This window comes from Heyndrickxia sporothermodurans, from assembly GCF_003055045.1.
Classification (GTDB): Bacteria; Bacillota; Bacilli; order Bacillales; family Bacillaceae_C; genus Heyndrickxia; species Heyndrickxia sporothermodurans.
This window is the reverse complement of the sequence record NZ_NAZB01000011.1, coordinates 1-16,955: the sequence shown is the minus strand read 5'-3', so window position 1 is coordinate 16,955 and position 16,955 is coordinate 1. Positions and strand designations below refer to the sequence as shown.

20 protein-coding genes are annotated in these 16,955 nt (G+C 34.0%); 14 read left to right on the top strand and 6 right to left on the bottom strand.

Annotated features, from left to right (window positions below):
• Positions 1-57: 57 nt before the first annotated feature.
• From B5V89_RS03925 to sda, 4 genes are all read right to left on the bottom strand, one after another.
• On the bottom strand, positions 58-159 hold the full coding sequence (locus tag B5V89_RS03925; RefSeq protein WP_084347739.1) for a YjcZ family sporulation protein: 102 nt from the start codon (positions 157-159) through the stop codon (positions 58-60).
• Positions 160-627: 468 nt separating this feature from the next.
• Positions 628-1,251 carry a hypothetical protein gene (locus B5V89_RS03915; RefSeq protein WP_066233308.1) on the bottom strand — a complete coding sequence of 208 codons (624 nt, stop codon included), beginning with the start codon at positions 1,249-1,251 and terminating at the stop codon, positions 628-630.
• Between the two features lie 138 nt (positions 1,252-1,389).
• Positions 1,390-2,184: a thermonuclease family protein gene (locus B5V89_RS03910; RefSeq protein ID WP_108070573.1), complete on the bottom strand. Its 795-nt coding sequence runs from the start codon at positions 2,182-2,184 to the stop codon at positions 1,390-1,392.
• Between the two features lie 207 nt (positions 2,185-2,391).
• Positions 2,392-2,526 carry a sporulation histidine kinase inhibitor Sda gene (sda, locus tag B5V89_RS03905; protein WP_084347741.1) on the bottom strand — a complete coding sequence of 45 codons (135 nt, stop codon included), beginning with the start codon at positions 2,524-2,526 and terminating at the stop codon, positions 2,392-2,394.
• Between the two features lie 334 nt (positions 2,527-2,860).
• Here sda and miaA point away from each other — a divergent pair, with 334 nt between their 5' ends.
• The 3 genes from miaA (at position 2,861) to spoVK (ending at position 5,321) form a co-directional block, all read left to right on the top strand.
• Entirely contained in the window at positions 2,861-3,811 is a 951-nt protein-coding gene (gene miaA / locus B5V89_RS03900) for a tRNA (adenosine(37)-N6)-dimethylallyltransferase MiaA (RefSeq protein ID WP_066233313.1), read from the top strand.
• A 30-nt stretch (positions 3,812-3,841) separates the two neighbouring features.
• Entirely contained in the window at positions 3,842-4,072 is a 231-nt protein-coding gene (gene hfq, locus B5V89_RS03895; RefSeq protein ID WP_066233316.1) for an RNA chaperone Hfq, read from the top strand.
• A 304-nt stretch (positions 4,073-4,376) separates the two neighbouring features.
• Positions 4,377-5,321: a stage V sporulation protein K gene (gene spoVK / locus B5V89_RS03890; protein ID WP_066233319.1), complete on the top strand. Its 945-nt coding sequence runs from the start codon at positions 4,377-4,379 to the stop codon at positions 5,319-5,321.
• A gap of 9 nt (positions 5,322-5,330) precedes the next feature.
• Here spoVK and B5V89_RS03885 read toward each other — a convergent pair whose 3' ends face one another.
• Positions 5,331-5,951, bottom strand: coding sequence for a trimeric intracellular cation channel family protein (locus B5V89_RS03885; RefSeq protein ID WP_066233322.1), 621 nt, complete (start codon positions 5,949-5,951; stop codon positions 5,331-5,333).
• Between the two features lie 232 nt (positions 5,952-6,183).
• Between B5V89_RS03885 and B5V89_RS03880 the strand changes: the two genes are divergently transcribed.
• The 4 genes from B5V89_RS03880 to B5V89_RS20360 all read left to right on the top strand — a co-directional run bounded on the left by B5V89_RS03880 (position 6,184) and on the right by B5V89_RS20360 (position 10,676).
• Positions 6,184-7,446 carry a methionine gamma-lyase family protein gene (locus B5V89_RS03880; protein ID WP_066233324.1) on the top strand — a complete coding sequence of 421 codons (1,263 nt, stop codon included), beginning with the start codon at positions 6,184-6,186 and terminating at the stop codon, positions 7,444-7,446.
• Positions 7,447-7,659: 213 nt separating this feature from the next.
• On the top strand, positions 7,660-8,049 hold the full coding sequence (locus B5V89_RS03875) for a MerR family transcriptional regulator (protein WP_066233327.1): 390 nt from the start codon (positions 7,660-7,662) through the stop codon (positions 8,047-8,049).
• Positions 8,050-8,095: 46 nt separating this feature from the next.
• On the top strand, positions 8,096-9,430 hold the full coding sequence (gene glnA, locus B5V89_RS03870) for a type I glutamate--ammonia ligase (RefSeq protein ID WP_066233329.1): 1,335 nt from the start codon (positions 8,096-8,098) through the stop codon (positions 9,428-9,430).
• Between the two features lie 190 nt (positions 9,431-9,620).
• Positions 9,621-10,676, top strand: a complete 1,056-nt coding sequence (locus B5V89_RS20360) for a peptidoglycan recognition protein family protein (protein ID WP_244913437.1) — start codon at positions 9,621-9,623, stop codon at positions 10,674-10,676.
• Between the two features lie 219 nt (positions 10,677-10,895).
• Here B5V89_RS20360 and lexA read toward each other — a convergent pair whose 3' ends face one another.
• Positions 10,896-11,519, bottom strand: a complete 624-nt coding sequence (gene lexA / locus B5V89_RS03860; protein WP_108070571.1) for a transcriptional repressor LexA — start codon at positions 11,517-11,519, stop codon at positions 10,896-10,898.
• 164 nt (positions 11,520-11,683) lie between these two features.
• On the opposite strand from lexA, the gene yneA reads away from it, so the two are divergent.
• From yneA to B5V89_RS03825, 7 genes are all read left to right on the top strand, one after another.
• Positions 11,684-12,004, top strand: a complete 321-nt coding sequence (gene yneA, locus B5V89_RS03855) for a cell division suppressor protein YneA (RefSeq protein WP_108070569.1) — start codon at positions 11,684-11,686, stop codon at positions 12,002-12,004.
• Positions 12,005-12,012: 8 nt separating this feature from the next.
• Positions 12,013-12,654 carry a YneB family resolvase-like protein gene (locus B5V89_RS03850; RefSeq protein WP_108070729.1) on the top strand — a complete coding sequence of 214 codons (642 nt, stop codon included), beginning with the start codon at positions 12,013-12,015 and terminating at the stop codon, positions 12,652-12,654.
• Positions 12,655-12,764: 110 nt separating this feature from the next.
• Positions 12,765-12,998, top strand: a complete 234-nt coding sequence (locus B5V89_RS03845; protein WP_066233338.1) for a DUF896 domain-containing protein — start codon at positions 12,765-12,767, stop codon at positions 12,996-12,998.
• 167 nt (positions 12,999-13,165) lie between these two features.
• Positions 13,166-15,172, top strand: coding sequence for a transketolase (gene tkt / locus B5V89_RS03840; protein WP_108070567.1), 2,007 nt, complete (start codon positions 13,166-13,168; stop codon positions 15,170-15,172).
• A gap of 177 nt (positions 15,173-15,349) precedes the next feature.
• Positions 15,350-15,790, top strand: coding sequence for a sporulation inhibitor of replication protein SirA (sirA, locus tag B5V89_RS03835; protein ID WP_066233345.1), 441 nt, complete (start codon positions 15,350-15,352; stop codon positions 15,788-15,790).
• A 74-nt stretch (positions 15,791-15,864) separates the two neighbouring features.
• Entirely contained in the window at positions 15,865-16,083 is a 219-nt protein-coding gene (locus B5V89_RS03830; RefSeq protein WP_066233348.1) for a YneF family protein, read from the top strand.
• Between the two features lie 183 nt (positions 16,084-16,266).
• The gene (locus B5V89_RS03825; protein WP_108070565.1) at positions 16,267-16,944 is read left to right on the top strand and encodes a tyrosine-type recombinase/integrase; all 678 of its coding nucleotides are present in this window, start codon (positions 16,267-16,269) and stop codon (positions 16,942-16,944) included.
• Positions 16,945-16,955 lie beyond the last annotated feature (11 nt).

Sequence of the window (16,955 nt, the reverse complement as noted above, 5' to 3'; positions counted from 1 at the left end):
ATTTATTTTTATTACGTACAATGGGTAAGTCTCAATTTGCAATTATAAAAAATAGCATTAGTAAGCTCCGCCCATATAGGATGCACCTACAATAATTAAAAGAATGAACAAGACTACGATTAATGCGAAGCCCATTCCTCCAGAATATCCGCCAGACATAATATCACCTCCGCGAAAAAAGATTAATACATTGTATGGTTAGTAACAAGCTTTGGAATGGACAAATGGTACAGTGTAAAAAAAAATGATTGAATTGTCATGTGATTTTTCGTTTCGGATCTTTTTAATTTTTTATGTTATAAAGGAACGTCTGTTTGCATACAATAAGAACTAACGTTTCTATTGGAGAGTGAGTGAACGATGAAAGGCATTTTTCTACTTGCAAAAAATACTGGCCAAACACTTGAAATTATTTATTTCTCAAAGTTAAATCAATTTAGTCAAAGAAAAATAAAAGTATTATCTATCGGGGAAAATTCAATATGTGCATTTTGCTATCTTAGAAACAAAAGGAGAGTCTTCAAATTAGAAAATATATTATCTGTTGAAATATGCAAAAAATTTTAATATGGGTGAGTGAAAAGGAAAGACTGACCAATATATAAAAGGTCAGCCTCCGATAAATGGTTATTTTTCAATTACACGATGTATACCTTTATGAATGTTCTTGGCTTCATCAAATACAGATTTAGGATCTAGTTTTTCTTTAGAAATGATTTCTTTTAACTGTTTTCCTTCTTTTTTATCCTTAATGATTTGGCTAAGATCAGTATTACTTTTTTTAGAAATAGCAGCCGCTACAATTAAAAAGTGTAAATCAACATCCTTCAAATATTTATCAAGTTCAGTTGGTGATTTACCTGTATAGGTAGCTAAATATTGGATGATTTTTGTTTTGTTCTTTTCATAAAACTGTTTATGTTTTTCGAAATGTGCTTTTTTAATTTTTTCAATATCAACATTAAAATATTTAGCCGTTTCTTCCCATGATTGCTTCTGTTTATATACTTTTAATATCGTTTCAGCATCCAACTTTTCTTTTGCATGTTTCGCAATAAAGTAAGCTTTGAAAATATCTTGTTTAGTATACCCTTTTTTCATTAAATTATTTATTTCTTGATCACTTATATGTAAGTGGATATGTCTCGCCTCAACCTGTGTGTGATTGTGGGCACTGACAGTTAATATATTTTGTGAACTGCAAAATAACGCGATACTTAAAATACTAACGAGCACATAATATTTTTTCAATTTTTCAACAACCTCCGATGAGTCAAAATGGTTTATCGAAAAATAGTATATCCATTTTTTGAAAAAAATGTAGAATGTTAAAAAAGAAAAAACATTTAATATCTTAAATTTGAAAGAAGAATTTTCATTGGTTTAAGATTATCTTTGTGATTTACGATAACCAGCTTTTTTTGCCTCATTTTCGGTGCAAAACCAAGATTCGGCTTTTGTTTGTTGATAGTTTTGTCCGTTTGGGAGATGATAGATTTTTTCACCTTTAGAATTAATATTCCCCTTAATTTTACATCCGCTAGCAGGTGGTTTTGGTGATTTGCTCGATGCTGGTGCTTGACCATTGGAGTTATAACCTCGATCTGTTGCATAATTTTCAATACTCCATATTCCAATTTCTTTTTGCCGAGCCTTATCCTGAATGCTATTAAACTCATCAACATATTTAGTGTTTGGAGGGAATATCGCTACTCTCGCAAGCCCTTTTTCTATTAAAATCCGGTTAAACATTGTACCATCCAGCCATATGTATGCAAGAAGTCGACCATATTGATCTCTTTCTTGCACATCCATTTCCAATTGAATGTTTTTATTCGTCAGCATCTTTTTAGTGAAATCCGATGCCTCTGGGCCGAATGGTTGTACGCCAATACGAGGATGCTTCGTTTCGGGGGTATCGATGAGAATCATTCGAACCGTTTCCTCTTTTCCTTTTAGGGTTACTTTCACTGTGTCCCCATCAACAACCCTTGTTACTTTAGCTGAAATTGTATTCTTCGGCATATTGGAATCGGAGTGTGAAGTAAGATTGTCCTTACTTGATTCCGTTGAAATACTTGACTTATTTGATAAATCATCGCAACCGACGAGGAAACTGCTAATAAAAAACACACTGACAAAAATTAAAAATAAATAATGTTTGTTTTTCTTTTTTGAAAGCATAATGACTCCTTATTCATATTGATTTTATTGATGTATTAAATAGTATCATATTTTAAAATCAATATGTTGATAAGGGTTGAAATAGGAAAATACAGATAATTGATTACTTTATTTAAGCATTGGTTATTAAAATTCTAGGGAGATTGTATCTAAAACTAGTAAAAATAGAAATGTAGAATTTTATATGTAGTGAATAACAATGAGGTTTTATTTTAATTGTAGTTGACGTTTTTCTAGTTCTTCACGCAGCATCTCAATAAATTCCTTCGGTAACTTTAACTTAATCGCTTTCTTATAAGTTATAAGTAGAAATTCATTGGATAACGGTATATGTCGTTCCATTTCATTTAATACTCCTTTCGACCAATTTCTTCGAAACCTATTATTTTATTGTCCAAAATAGATAAATATTAACGAATAACAAATAAAATTATAGAAAAATCAGACAGGCAAATCAACACTTTTCTGCAAAAAATTCAAAAATATCCATTTTCCCTTTCTACAGAGTATAAATATAAAAAAATAGGAAACAATTAGTAACTGTGCAATATAAAACAAAGAAAAAGTACCATCAAGTGAAATTTAGATAAAATCGATTAAAAACGGGAAGTCAATTATTTTTAAATATGGTACGATAAAGATATTCTTTTACAATGTAAAAAGGCTGTGAATAGGTTTGGAAAAGAAAAAAAAACTTATCGTACTTATCGGACCAACTGCAGTTGGGAAAACAGAATTAAGCATATATCTTGCAAAACAATTTAATGGTGAAATTATTAGCGGTGATTCCATGCAAATCTATAAAGGTATGGATATAGGAACAGCGAAAATAAAAGAAGAGGAAATGAAGGGGATTTCTCATCATTTAATAGATATTAAAGAACCCGACGAACCATTTTCTGTTGCCGAATTCCAAGAAAAAGTAAGAAAAGAAATCTACAATATTTCTCAAAAGAATAAAATGCCGATGATTGTAGGCGGTACAGGATTATACATACAGTCGGTGATTTATGATTATCAATTCAGTGATGCACCCGGTGATGCAACAATACGGGCTCAATATGAAAAACAAGCGAAAGAAGAAGGAAATGAAAGTGTCTATCAATTGCTGGAGAAAATGGATCCTGAAAGTGCAAAAAAAATCCATCCTAACAATATTAGACGAGTGATTAGGGCATTGGAAGTTATTCATTGTACCGGGAAAACAGCAACAGAGTATCAGAAACAACAAGAAACTGACTTATTATATGATGTGGCAATAATTGGTCTTACCATGGAACGAGATAAATTGTATGAACGAATTAATCAACGGGTGGATATCATGGTTAATGAAGGACTAATTGACGAAGTAAAAGGTTTATATGATAGAGGAATTCGAAATGTCCAGTCCATACAGGCAATTGGGTATAAAGAACTGTATGATTATTTTGATGGGAAAATCACTTTAGATGAAGCAATTAATCAATTGAAACAAAATTCAAGAAGATATGCCAAAAGACAATTAACTTGGTTTAGAAATAAAATGGATGTAACCTGGTTTGATATGACAAATGAAATGGAAAGAAAGAAAAAAATAAACGAAATATCACAATTTGTTGCAGGAAAGCTTCGATTAAAATCGAATTAATAATTATAGAGATAGAGGAGGAGGATTTTTATGAAACAGGCAATTAATATTCAAGATCAGTTTTTAAACCAATTACGTAAAGATGGCACTTCAGTAACAGTATTTTTATTAAATGGATTTCAACTTCGTGGACAAATAAAAGGCTTTGACAATTTCACAGTATTATTTGAGTCAGAAGGGAAACAACAGCTTGTCTTTAAACACGCAATATCAACCTTCTCTCCTTTAAAAAATGTCCAAATAAATTTTGAAGAACAATAATGATTAAATAGAAAAAAGCATGTTTAACACTGAACAGTTAAACATGCTTTTTTCATTTCGATAATTTTTGAAAAGGACAAAGTAATGTTTACTTGTAGAAGGGAATAGAATGTGGAGAGGGAAAACGAAAAGACCTATTGGGGCATTTGAAAATATTAGTATAGAATCAAATTCACAATAATGAATGCCTAAAAGTATTCATACTATTTAAAAATAGGTGATTAAAAAAACGCTTGGACCTGGGCGTTTGTCACACTTTTTTACCTCTTGGCGTATACTGTTTTCAGATTGTGAGGTGAACGCTTTGGATCAACCAATACGCATGAAAAATAATGGCCAAATAAGTATTGTCCTCGGTGCGCAACAAAGAGAATCCTCAAAAACTCATCCAAAGGAAGTTGTTCAAAAGAGAGTATCAACAACAGAGCATGAGGCACTCAGGGAAATTGAAGAAGAATTAAGTGCTCTTGTTGGAATGGATGAAATGAAAAAGATGATTAAGGAAATATATGCTTGGATATATATTAATAAGAAACGGGAATTAGCAGGTCTAAAAACTGGTAAGCAGGCGCTTCATATGATGTTCAAAGGTAATCCGGGAACAGGGAAAACAACTGTAGCAAGATTGATTGGCAAACTTTTTCAAAAAATGAATGTATTAACAAAGGGGCATCTAATAGAAGCCGAACGGGCAGATTTAGTAGGTGAATATATTGGTCATACTGCACAAAAAACACGTGATTTAGTTAAAAAAGCGATAGGAGGAATTCTTTTTATTGATGAAGCATACTCCCTTGGCAGGGGGGGAGAAAAGGATTTCGGTAAAGAAGCAATTGATACACTGGTCAAGCATATGGAGGATCGGCAGCATGAGTTTATTTTAATATTAGCCGGATACTCGAGAGAAATGGATTATTTTCTTAGCTTAAATCCCGGTCTTCATTCTAGATTTCCGTTAGTATTCCATTTTCCTGATTACAATGTCGAACAGTTGATGGAAATAGGTAAGCGGATGTTGTACGAAAAAGAATATGTGCTAAGTCATGATGCGGAAAGAAAATTAAAAGACCATTTATCATATGTAAAAATGATGAATCCGACTAGTTTTTCAAATGGAAGGTATGTCAGAAATGTAATCGAAAAATCGATTCGTTCACAAGCTATGAGATTGCTAAATAATCATCATTTTGATCGACATGATTTACTAACAATCAGAAGTAATGATTTATTGTTTCCAGATAACCAATAATAAAAACGGTTAGTCATGATGACTAGCCGTTTTTATTCCAGTTTTATTTGGAAGTTTCCACTTAAAGATATAGGATAGCACACGCAGCATTGTGATAATAGCAAATAATAAATAGAGTTCAATCGGTTCCTTTGCCAAACCTAGCCCGATAGCAAATCCACAAAGAATTGCCCAAACAGCATATATTTCGGATTGTAATACGAGCGGTTTCCTCTTCGCAAGAACATCACGAATAATTCCTCCGCCACTTCCGGTTAATACAGCTGCAACGATTATTGCACTTAATGGGTGCCCCATTTGTTTTGCATATAATGCTCCTTGGATAGCAAATGCGGCAAGTCCCATTGCATCGAAAAAATTCCCCCAACGCTGCCAATGACGTAATAAATTATGAGGGAATAAGAAAATAATTGTAATAGATAGTAACGCGATTTGGAAAAGGAGGCTTTGCTCCCAAAGTGCTGAGACTGGAACTCCAATGAGAAGATTACGAATTGCCCCTCCGCCAAAAGCCGTTACGATTCCTAATATATATGTTCCCAATATGTCATACTCTTCCTCCATTGCAATGATTGCGCCAGAAACGGCAAAAGCAATGGTGCCAATAATACTTAGAATTTCCCAAGTCATTGGGTTTACCTCCTAGAAGTATAGATAATCTATGATGATATGAAAAAATTAGGCTCTAAAATTACTAATATGTATGTTTATTATTTTCATCACAAATTTGATTTTATCACGATAAAACAGACTTACAAGAAAAATTTTTTTGTTTCATATTTTTCTGTTAAGATGAAATTACACATTCTCTTTATAAGTAAGAAGGGTAATGGCTAATATCAGATTTTAAAGGAGCAACAAGATGTTACAGTATTTAACTAATGGTGAGAAATTAAAGCCAATTATTGAAGAAGTTGAACAACAAATTAAACCAATTCACGAAAAAATAGATCAACGAATTGAAGAAAATCAGTTTAGGGTATTACAAAGTTTTCAAGCGAATCGTGTAAGTGATTCGCATTTTAATCCTTCTACAGGTTATGGCTATGACGATATCGGAAGGGATACCATCGAAAAAATTTATGCTGACGTATTTGGTGGAGAAGCAGGGCTAGTTCGTCCACAAATTATATCGGGAACACATGCAATTTCTATCGCTTTATTTGGCGTGCTTAGACCAGGAGATGAATTATTATATATTACCGGCAAGCCATACGACACGTTAGAAGAAATAGTCGGGATTCGAGGAAATGGTGTTGGTTCTTTAAAAGAATTTCAAATAGAATACAATACTGTTCTTTTAACAAGTGAAGGTACGATTGATTATGAGGGAATCAGAAAATCCATTAAATCGAATACAAAAATGATTGGTATCCAACGTTCAAAAGGATATGCAAATCGCCCTTCTTTTACAATTGAAGAAATCGAAAAAATGATCAAGTTTGTTAAAGAAATTAAACCGGATGTGGTTGTTTTCGTTGATAATTGTTACGGGGAATTTGTTGAAAACATTGAGCCCTGTCATGTTGGGGCAGATTTAATGGCTGGATCCTTAATTAAAAATCCGGGCGGGGGAATTGTAAAAACAGGTGGATATATCGTTGGCAAGAAGCAATGGGTGGATGCCTGTTCCTATCGCATGACATCACCTGGTATTGGTGCTGAGGCGGGTGCCTCACTTTATTCTTTACAAGAAATGTACCAAGGATTTTTCCTAGCACCTCATGTAGTTGGACAAGCATTAAAAGGGGCAGTTTTCACATCCGCAATTTTAGAAAAGTTTTGTTTAAATACACATCCAAAATGGGATGCGAAACGAACCGATCTTATTCAGTCTGTTCAATTTGAAGATCCGAATAAAATGATTGAGTTTTGCCAAGCAATTCAATTTGCTTCACCAATCAATTCGTATGTTACCCCATATCCTAGCTATATGCCCGGGTATAAAGATGATGTGATTATGGCAGCGGGAACATTTATTCAAGGAGCAAGTATTGAATTATCCGCAGATGGTCCGCTGAGACCACCATACACTGCATATGTACAAGGCGGATTGACATATACTCATGTGAAAATTGCTGTCTGTTTAGCATTAGACCGTTTATTAACGAAGAATTTAATATAAATGGAGCATTGAAAGCGTGTGAACCTTAGATTTCACGCGCTTTTTTATTTTTAGGCTATGTTATGTAGATAGTTAATTGGAGCTAAAACAACAGACTTTTAACAAAAGAAATTTGTTAAAAAAAGTTATGTAAGAAAATCTAACATTCTATTGACAATTAATCTAACATATATTAAAGTACTTATATAGTAAATATGAAAGGCGGAGTTTTTAATGAGTGGTAATCAAATTCGTCGTTCAATGCCAATCTTACCGATTGGTACAGTGATGCAATTAACCGATTTAACAGCCCGTCAGATCCGATACTATGAAGAACATAGTTTAATCCATCCGGCTAGATCAGATGGGAACCGCCGGCTATATTCTTTAAATGATGTCGATCAATTATTAGAAATTAAAGATTTGTTAGATCAAGGCATAAATATGGCGGGAATTAAGAAAATATTAGTTATGAAAAATGAACCAACTCCAACAGAAACAACTACAACAAAACAGGAAGTATCTAACGAAGAAGTGAGAAAAATATTAAGGGAAGAACTATTACAAGCAGGGAGATTTCAACGCCCTGGAATGCAAAATGAAAGACCGAGATTTTTTCACTAATTGACAGTTGATTTAAAAAATAGGACCCATAGGGAGGAAATTGTTTATGTCAAGGTATAATCGTAGTGACATTGAAAGAATAGCAGAAGAGCAAAATGTGAAATTTATTCGTCTTCAGTTTACTGATATATTAGGAACGATTAAAAATGTTGAGATTCCGATTAGCCAGCTTGGAAAAGCGTTAGACAATAAAATGATGTTTGATGGTTCTTCAATTGAAGGTTTTGTTAGAATTGAAGAATCTGATATGTATTTATTCCCTGATTTAGATACATGGGTAGTATTTCCTTGGACAGCTGAAAAAGGGAAAGTGGCCCGCTTAATTTGCGATATTTATAATGCTGATGGAACACCATTTGCGGGAGATCCACGAAATAATTTGAAACGTGTATTGAAGGAAATGGAAGAGTTAGGTTTCACTGATTTTAATCTTGGGCCTGAACCTGAATTTTTCTTATTTAAATTAGATGAAAAAGGGGAACCTTCATTAGAATTAAATGATAATGGGGGATACTTTGACCTTGCACCAACCGATTTAGGTGAAAATTGTCGTCGGGATATCGTATTAGAACTTGAGGAAATGGGATTTGAAGTCGAAGCTTCACACCATGAAGTAGCACCTGGTCAACATGAAATTGATTTTAAATATGCGCATGCATTAAAAGCATGTGATGATATACAAACATTTAAGCTCGTTGTTAAAACCATTGCCCGAAAGCATGGTCTGCACGCAACATTTATGCCTAAACCATTGTTTGGTGTAAGTGGATCCGGTATGCACTGCAACTTATCACTGTTCAAAAATGGTGAAAATGCTTTCTTCGATCCAAATGGTAAAATTGAATTAAGTGAAACGGCATATCAATTTATTGCTGGCGTAATTAAACATGCAACGAATTTTACCGCGGTCACCAATCCGACTGTAAACTCTTATAAACGTTTAGTCCCTGGTTATGAAGCACCATGTTATGTTGCTTGGTCTGCTAGAAACCGTAGTCCATTAGTGCGAATTCCGGCTTCACGTGGATTAAGCACACGCATTGAAGTCCGTAGTGTCGATCCTGCAGCAAACCCATATTTAGCAATGGCTGTTTTATTAAAATCAGGATTAGATGGTATTAAAAATAAACTTAAAGTTCCAGCACCGGTTGACCGAAATATTTATGTTATGAATAAACAAGAACGTGAGGAAGCAGGAATTATTGACCTTCCTGGAACATTGAAACAAGCATTGGAAAATTTAATTTCCGATGAAGTAATGACAAGTGCTCTTGGTGAACATATTCTTGAACATTTCCTAGAAGCAAAAGAGATTGAATGGGATATGTTTAGAACAACCGTCCACCCATGGGAACGCGAGCAATATATGCAAATGTATTAATAGTGAAACCCCTTGATACCATTGGTATAAAGGGGTTTTATTTTTTCCTCTTTTACCCCATTGAAGAAATCTAATCATCTCCTTAAATGGTAACCACCTCTAGTAACGATAAAATCGTTGCTCTTTTTTTGTTCATACGCCTTTCCGAAAATTAATGAGTTTTCATATTAATGAATAAGGAGATGATTTTATGAAAATTAATCAAAAATTTATCCCTGCTTCAAATACATTTACCCGGCCCGGGATTAAAATGGATCCGGAGTATATCACAATTCATGAAACTGACAATACGAGTAGAGGTGCTGACGATGTTGCGCATGCGAATTTACAATATAATGGAAATACGAGACAAGCTTCTTGGCATTTTCAAGTAGATGAAGATTCTATTTATCAATCCTTACCTACAAATGAGGTAGGATGGCATGCAGGTGACGGATATGGACTAGGGAACATGAAATCTATAGCTATAGAAATCTGTGTTAACAGTGATGGTGACTTTAAAAAGTCGGTAGAAAATGCTGCATGGTTAACTAAACACTTAATGAACGAACACAATATTCCATTATCGAACATCGTTCAACATAATCATTGGAATGGGAAAAACTGTCCACGATATTTAAGAAGTGGTGAAAAGGGAATTACTTGGAAAAACTTTTTAGACAAGGTGGAAGGAACACCTTCCCCAACTAAACCAGTCGAGGAACCAAAACCTTCTGCACCTTCCCCATCTAATGACAATTCATTTATAGGAAAACGAGTTGAAAGTATCTATAGCGGTTCTGATGGGGTAAATTTCTATTCTAAAGCAACATTTGATACCAATTATAAAGTTGGTATTTTACGAAAAGGTGATGGATTTCCGGAAGTACTGCAGAAAGTTAAGGTAGGCAGTGAATACATGTACAAAGTAAAAAATAGTAAAGGTGCTGTTTACTATGTAACAGCATCCCCAAGATATGTGAAGTTAGAAGGGGGATCTAAAATTGAAACAAAGCCGGGGTCAGGCTCCCCTCCGAAAACCAAAAAAGTTTATCTTCCGAAAACTGATTCAAGTTGGAGAGTTTACCCACTCAATAAAGCACCTGTAAAAGGAAATGAAGTTGGTTTTTTAAACCCTAAAAAGTTTGGAGGTTTATCATACGATATTTTAGGAAATCCCCAAAAGGATGTATATACAATTAAGACGGATGACTTTGGTAAGGTAAATATTTATGCTGCACCATCTACTGGTGCGGTAATTAAGTAATATAATTTAATTGCAACCTAAGCATAATAATTGGTTCAATTTTTATCATATTGATAAGCCTTTCGCAAACGAGTGAGGCTTATTATTTTGACTCACAATATATAAAAAATTAAGCTTTATTTAGAAGATCGTTAAAGTAAAAGTACCGATAAAAAAACATCCAAGTTTTGGGTAACATGACCGAAATCTGGATGTTTTTATTTTTGTTGAAAATCTTGCTTAATGAATGATGTGACGGTAAAGGCCAATAACTTTTCCTAAAATAGAGACATTATTTAAAATGATTGGAGCCATAGTTGAATTTTCTGGTTGAAGGCGAAAAAAATCTCTCTCCTTAAAGAAACGTTTTACTGTGGCTTCATCATCTTCTGTCATAGCAACGACGATATCCCCATTATTAGCTGTTTGTTGTTGGCGGACAATTACGTAGTCACCATTTAAAATACCAGCTTCAATCATACTTTCACCGACAATTTCTAACATAAAGATATTCTCATCAGCGGGTGCTAATTGTTCCGGTAATGGGAAAAACTCTTCGATATTTTCAATGGCAGTTATAGGCATACCAGCGGTAACTTTACCTAATAAAGGAACATTCACGACGTTCTGCTTAGGAATGCTTTCTGATTCAAAATCGAGAATTTCAATTGCCCGTGGTTTAGTAGGATCTCTTCTGATTAATCCTTTTGTTTCTAATCTTGATAGATGACCGTGTACAGTAGAACTCGAAGCAAGTCCAACAGCTTCGCCTATTTCGCGTACAGATGGCGGATACCCTTTTGCTTTAACTTCTTGCTTTATAAAATCCAGTATATCCTGTTGCCTTTTTGAAAGTTTTGTCATTATACACACCCCGACTATTTCGTAACTTTTAGATTAATTTCATTATAGCATTTCTCTACCAACTATACAAACATAAGTTCGAAAAAAACTGTTGACTAAAAACAAGTGTTCGCATTATAATAAAAATAAATAAACGAACATACATTCGAAGGTGGTTTTTTTATATGCTTATTCTATGGAAAAAATACTCTTATGTTATTATGTTAATTGTTCTATCATTAGTTATAGGTTTATATGCAATGAACACTTTTATAGATGACAAAAACTACCAGCAAATCACTGTATCCAAAGGACAATCACTTTGGGAAATTGCTCATATGTATTCAGAAGAGCATTCAATGAATCCTAATGATTTCATTGAATGGGTAACGAATAAAAATCATTTAACAAGTAGTAATATAAAAGCTGGAGATAAAATTGTCATCCCTGTTAAAATGAAAAAACAGTTGGATGACAGTAATCAATATGCTTTAGATTTGGAGTAATAGAAATGATGAAAGCAGTAATTTATTGTCGTGTTAGTACAACAAAACAAACCCAAGAAACATCACTTGAAAGGCAAGAGGCTGAACTAATCGAGATGGCTAAAATTTATAGATTCGATGTTGTTCAAGTGATTCATGATCAAGAAAGTGGCTATCATTTAGATCGTCCGGGGATTATAGAAATTCTTGACCTTATAAAAGAAAAAAGCATTGATGTGCTATTAATTCAAGACGAGACGAGATTAGGCAGAGGGAATGCAAAAATTGCTCTTTTACATTGTCTTTTTAAAGAAGGCATTAAAGTTTATAGTATTTCTCATCAAGGTGAATTAGAATTGTCCGAATCAGATTCCATGGTTCTAAATATTGTTAGTATGGTGGAAGAATACCAAAGGAAATTACATAATTTAAAAATAAAAAGAGGGATGAAACGGGCAGTTGATAAAGGATATCGTCCAGAATTGAATTTAAAAGATCATGGGAATATTCAAGGGCGTGATCGAAAGGAAATGCCTATCGATGAAATAGTCCGTTTGCGAAAGAATAACCTTACATTTGCTGAAATAGCAGCAACACTTAGAGGATTTGGATATGATGTTTCAAAAGCAACAGTGCATAGAAGATATCAAGAATATGTAAAGCAAGAATAACTACGAATGAAAGCTTAAGCTCTTTTCTTGATAACAAAGTATTTATCTAGTACTATTACTGTATCTTATACTGGAAAAGATAGTAGTTTCTATAGAAAAGGAGTAGCTATATGCTTTCTAAAGATAAAATAGCAAGAATTAATGAACTATCGAAAAAGTCTAAAGGAAAAGGACTAACTAATGAGGAAGCTAAGGAACAATCTCGTCTTCGACGCGAGTATTTAGAAAGTTTTCGTTCATCCATGAAAAATACGATTGAAACGGTACGCGTGATTGATCCGGAAGGAAACGATGTAACTCCTCAAAAAGTCCGCAATATCCAAGCGAATAAAAGATTACATTAATAATTAAATTAGTTCTTTTGATAAGGCTGACCAATCAGCCTTTTTTCGTGTATATATAATAATTCATTTAAATAAAAGATAAAAAACTATACTTTTCTTTAGTTGAGTTATAATATAAACATGTTTAATATTAATATTGGACTATATGATAGAGAGGATGTATAAAATTGTTTGACAATACAGACCAATTAGCAGTAACTACGATAAGAACACTTTCTATTGATGCGATTGAAAAAGCCAATTCAGGTCATCCGGGATTACCTATGGGCGCCGCACCGATGGCTTACACACTTTGGACTAGATTTATGAACCATAATCCGAAAAATCCGGAATGGTTTAATAGAGATCGGTTCGTTTTGTCAGCTGGACATGGTTCAATGTTACTATATAGCCTACTTCACTTGGCAGGATATGGTTTAAGCATTGATGATCTTAAACAATTCCGTCAATGGGGAAGCAAAACACCTGGACATCCAGAATTTGGACACACTAAAGGAGTCGAAGCAACTACCGGTCCATTAGGACAAGGAATTGCGATGGCTGTTGGCATGGCAATGGCTGAACGTCATTTAGCAGGTGTTTACAATAAAGATAAATTCGATATAGTTAATCACTATACATATGCACTTTGTGGTGATGGAGATCTCATGGAGGGGATATCCAGTGAAGCTGCATCATTAGCCGCACATTTAAAACTAGGTCGTTTAGTTGTATTATATGATTCAAATGATATTTCACTAGATGGTGATTTAGATAAATCATTTTCAGAAAGTGTGGAAGGACGATTTAAATCATATGGATGGCAATATCTTCGTGTAGAAGATGGAAATGACTTTGAAGCCATTTCTAGAGCACTTGAGGAAGCAAAATCCGATGTTACTCGCCCAACTATGATTGAAGTTAAGACAGTGATTGGATATGGTTCACCTAATAAATCCGGAAAATCTGCAGTCCACGGTTCTCCGCTCGGAGCAGATGAATTAAAGCTAACGAAAGACTATTATAAATGGACATTTGAAGAAGATTTCCACGTTCCGGCTGAAGTTTATGATCGTTTCAATGAAAAAATCGTAGAACCAGGTATTGAAAAAGAACAACAATGGGAACAACTTTTTGCAGAATATAAAAAGCAATACCCAGAGTTGGCTGCACAATTAGAACATGCCATCAAAGGAGAACTTCCGGAAAATTGGGATAAAGATATTCCTGTTTATGAAGAAGGAAAGAGTTTAGCAAGCAGAGCTTCCAGTGGTGAAGTTTTAAACGCCATTGCAAAAAATGTTCCAACCTTTATTGGCGGTTCAGCCGATTTAGCTGGTTCAAATAATACAATGATTAAAGGTGAAAAAGACTTTACACCTGAAAATTATGATGGACGGAATATTTGGTTTGGTGTTCGTGAATTTGCGATGGGTGCTGCAATGAATGGAATGGCATTACATGGCGGATTACAAGTTTATGGAGGAACGTTCTTCGTATTCTCTGATTATTTACGACCAGCAATCCGTTTAGCAGCGTTAATGAACCTGCCAGTAACCTATGTATTTACACATGATAGTATTGCGGTAGGTGAAGATGGCCCTACGCACGAACCAATTGAGCAATTACCATCTTTACGAACAATGCCTAATCTTTCTGTTATTCGCCCAGCGGATGGGAATGAAACAGCTGCAGCATGGAAACTCGCATTGACATCTAAGGATAAACCGACTGCACTTGTTTTAACACGACAAGGTTTACCTACGATTAAATCAACTGCAGAAAATGCTCAAGAAGGTGTCGCAAAAGGTGCTTATGTAGTGTCTCCATCTGAAAATAATCAAGCGGACGTAATTTTATTAGCTTCTGGCTCAGAAGTTAATCTTGCAATTGAAGCTCAAAAAGCATTATTAAATGATGGGATTCAAGCATCAGTAGTAAGTATGCCATCATGGGATCGTTTCGAAGAACAGACGAAGGAATATAAAGAGTCAGTTATTCCAAAATCAGTGAAAAAACGCCTTGCTATCGAAATGGCAGCTCCATTTGGCTGGGAACGTTATGTTGGTGATGAAGGAGAAATTTTAGCCATTAACGGATTCGGAGCATCTGCACCCGGTGCAAAAGTGATGGAAGAATACGGATTTACTGTAGAAAATGTAGTATCGCGAGTTAAAGCGTTACTTCAACAATAAAAAGTTTGGGAGGATAACCTTGTTATCCCCCTTTTTTAATACTTTATTTTCTTTCCGTTGTAATAAAAAATTGCTTTTCGACAAAAAAATCACCTATTTGAAACAGTTTTTGACAAAAAAATCAGAAATATTAGTCTAGAATAATAGGAAAGGATAAAAACTCGGGAGTGAAGTATCATGCGTGCCTATCAAATCTATTTAATAGAGGATGAGGTTGCAGAGTATTATTACGGACGGGAAAGAATGTTTTTTGATTTATTTTTGGAATACTATCAAGTAAAAGGTATTCTAAAACAAATTTTAGGTAAGCAAATAGAGTATATAACGAAACCAATACCTGTATTACATATCCATCATTTACTTGGACAAGCTTTTTCAAAGAAAAAGGATTTTGAACATAATAATAATTTTTATCGTTACATCGAAAATGACCTGTTCAATGGAGTAGAGTTATTTGTCGATGATTATATGCTTAGGCTGAATGCATGGGGGAACTATGACTCGGAATCGGCCTTTTTAGAAGTTTTGCGAAAATATGATGGACGATTACTTGCGATGGACCTCGAAAATGAGAGATTTGGCTGGTTGAAACCAATAAAAGAAAGAAAATTCGTTTGAAACATAATTGAAATATTGTATAATGATTGAGGATTTAGTACACTGTAAGATAGACAACATGAAGGAGGATTATTATGGCTTGGTATGTATACATTATCATACTTGTAGCTCTATTAGCTGGAGTTGCACTAGGATTTTTCATAGCACGTAAATATATGATGAACTACTTAAAGAAAAATCCGCCAATCAACGAACAAATGCTAAAAATGATGATGACTCAAATGGGTATGAAACCATCTCAAAAGAAAATCAATCAAATGATGAATGCGATGAATAAACAACAAATGAAGTAAGCCCTTGATACATAAGGGGTTATGGACTCATCATAGCATAAATTTAGATGGATTTTTAAATCAAAAGTTGAATTAGTGAATTTTTCTCAATAAATATTTATATATAATTGGTGAATCTTTCACTTATTATAAAAAGACCATTCTTTTCGGTTAGAAACTTAACCAGAGAGGAGTGGTCTTTTTATGTTACTGGAAGATGTAATAAGGGAGTATGACTATCATTGTTTGGCAAAAGGGTTTACAAAAAAGACGATGATAAATAAACGACAAGAGTTAAAACAAATGAAGAAATTCCTCTTAGAAAAGCGTGGAATTACAGAGTTAGAAGGTGTATCCGTCCACGACTTAAAAGCCTATGTGAGACTAAAACAACAAAGTGGATTACAACCGCAATCTATTGTTTCGATGTTCAAAATGATTAAAGCGTTCTTTAATTGGTGTTCTAAGGAAGAATACTTAAGTGAAAATATTGCAAGGAAAGTTGAAATTCCAAAAGTACCTAAAAAGGTATTAAAGGGATTTACATTACAAGAAGTTGACAAAATGATTAATAGTTTCTCTTATAAAAACTACTTTGAAGCGAGGAATAAAGCCATTATTGCCATGCTTTCAGATTGTGGACTACGAGCAAAAGAATTAAGGGAGTTGGAAACACTCAATGTAAAAGAAACTACTATTCTAGTTAATGGAAAAGGCAATAAGGAACGCTATATATTCATTAGTCCTGCATTAAAGAAGATTCTAATTCGATACGAAAGACTTAGGAAGGAATACTTTCATAATAAATACTATAATCCAAACTATTATTTCTTATCTTACAAAGGTGATTTAATATCACATGTTGGTTTAGATACTCTATAGCCCCTAAATGA

Coding starts and splice junctions, on each gene's coding strand:
- glnA (WP_066233329.1), top strand. CDS start 8,096: ATGTCAAGGTATAATCGTAGTGACATTGAAAGAATAGCAGAAGAGCAA.
- B5V89_RS03825 (WP_108070565.1), top strand. CDS start 16,267: ATGTTACTGGAAGATGTAATAAGGGAGTATGACTATCATTGTTTGGCA.
- B5V89_RS03875 (WP_066233327.1), top strand. CDS start 7,660: ATGAGTGGTAATCAAATTCGTCGTTCAATGCCAATCTTACCGATTGGT.
- B5V89_RS03880 (WP_066233324.1), top strand. CDS start 6,184: ATGTTACAGTATTTAACTAATGGTGAGAAATTAAAGCCAATTATTGAA.
- B5V89_RS03845 (WP_066233338.1), top strand. CDS start 12,765: ATGCTTTCTAAAGATAAAATAGCAAGAATTAATGAACTATCGAAAAAG.
- yneA (WP_108070569.1), top strand. CDS start 11,684: ATGCTTATTCTATGGAAAAAATACTCTTATGTTATTATGTTAATTGTT.
- lexA (WP_108070571.1), bottom strand. CDS start 11,519: ATGACAAAACTTTCAAAAAGGCAACAGGATATACTGGATTTTATAAAG.
- B5V89_RS03850 (WP_108070729.1), top strand. CDS start 12,013: ATGAAAGCAGTAATTTATTGTCGTGTTAGTACAACAAAACAAACCCAA.
- B5V89_RS03910 (WP_108070573.1), bottom strand. CDS start 2,184: ATGCTTTCAAAAAAGAAAAACAAACATTATTTATTTTTAATTTTTGTC.
- sda (WP_084347741.1), bottom strand. CDS start 2,526: ATGGAACGACATATACCGTTATCCAATGAATTTCTACTTATAACTTAT.
- B5V89_RS03925 (WP_084347739.1), bottom strand. CDS start 159: ATGTCTGGCGGATATTCTGGAGGAATGGGCTTCGCATTAATCGTAGTC.
- sirA (WP_066233345.1), top strand. CDS start 15,350: ATGCGTGCCTATCAAATCTATTTAATAGAGGATGAGGTTGCAGAGTAT.
- B5V89_RS03830 (WP_066233348.1), top strand. CDS start 15,865: ATGGCTTGGTATGTATACATTATCATACTTGTAGCTCTATTAGCTGGA.
- B5V89_RS20360 (WP_244913437.1), top strand. CDS start 9,621: ATGAAAATTAATCAAAAATTTATCCCTGCTTCAAATACATTTACCCGG.
- hfq (WP_066233316.1), top strand. CDS start 3,842: ATGAAACAGGCAATTAATATTCAAGATCAGTTTTTAAACCAATTACGT.
- B5V89_RS03885 (WP_066233322.1), bottom strand. CDS start 5,951: ATGACTTGGGAAATTCTAAGTATTATTGGCACCATTGCTTTTGCCGTT.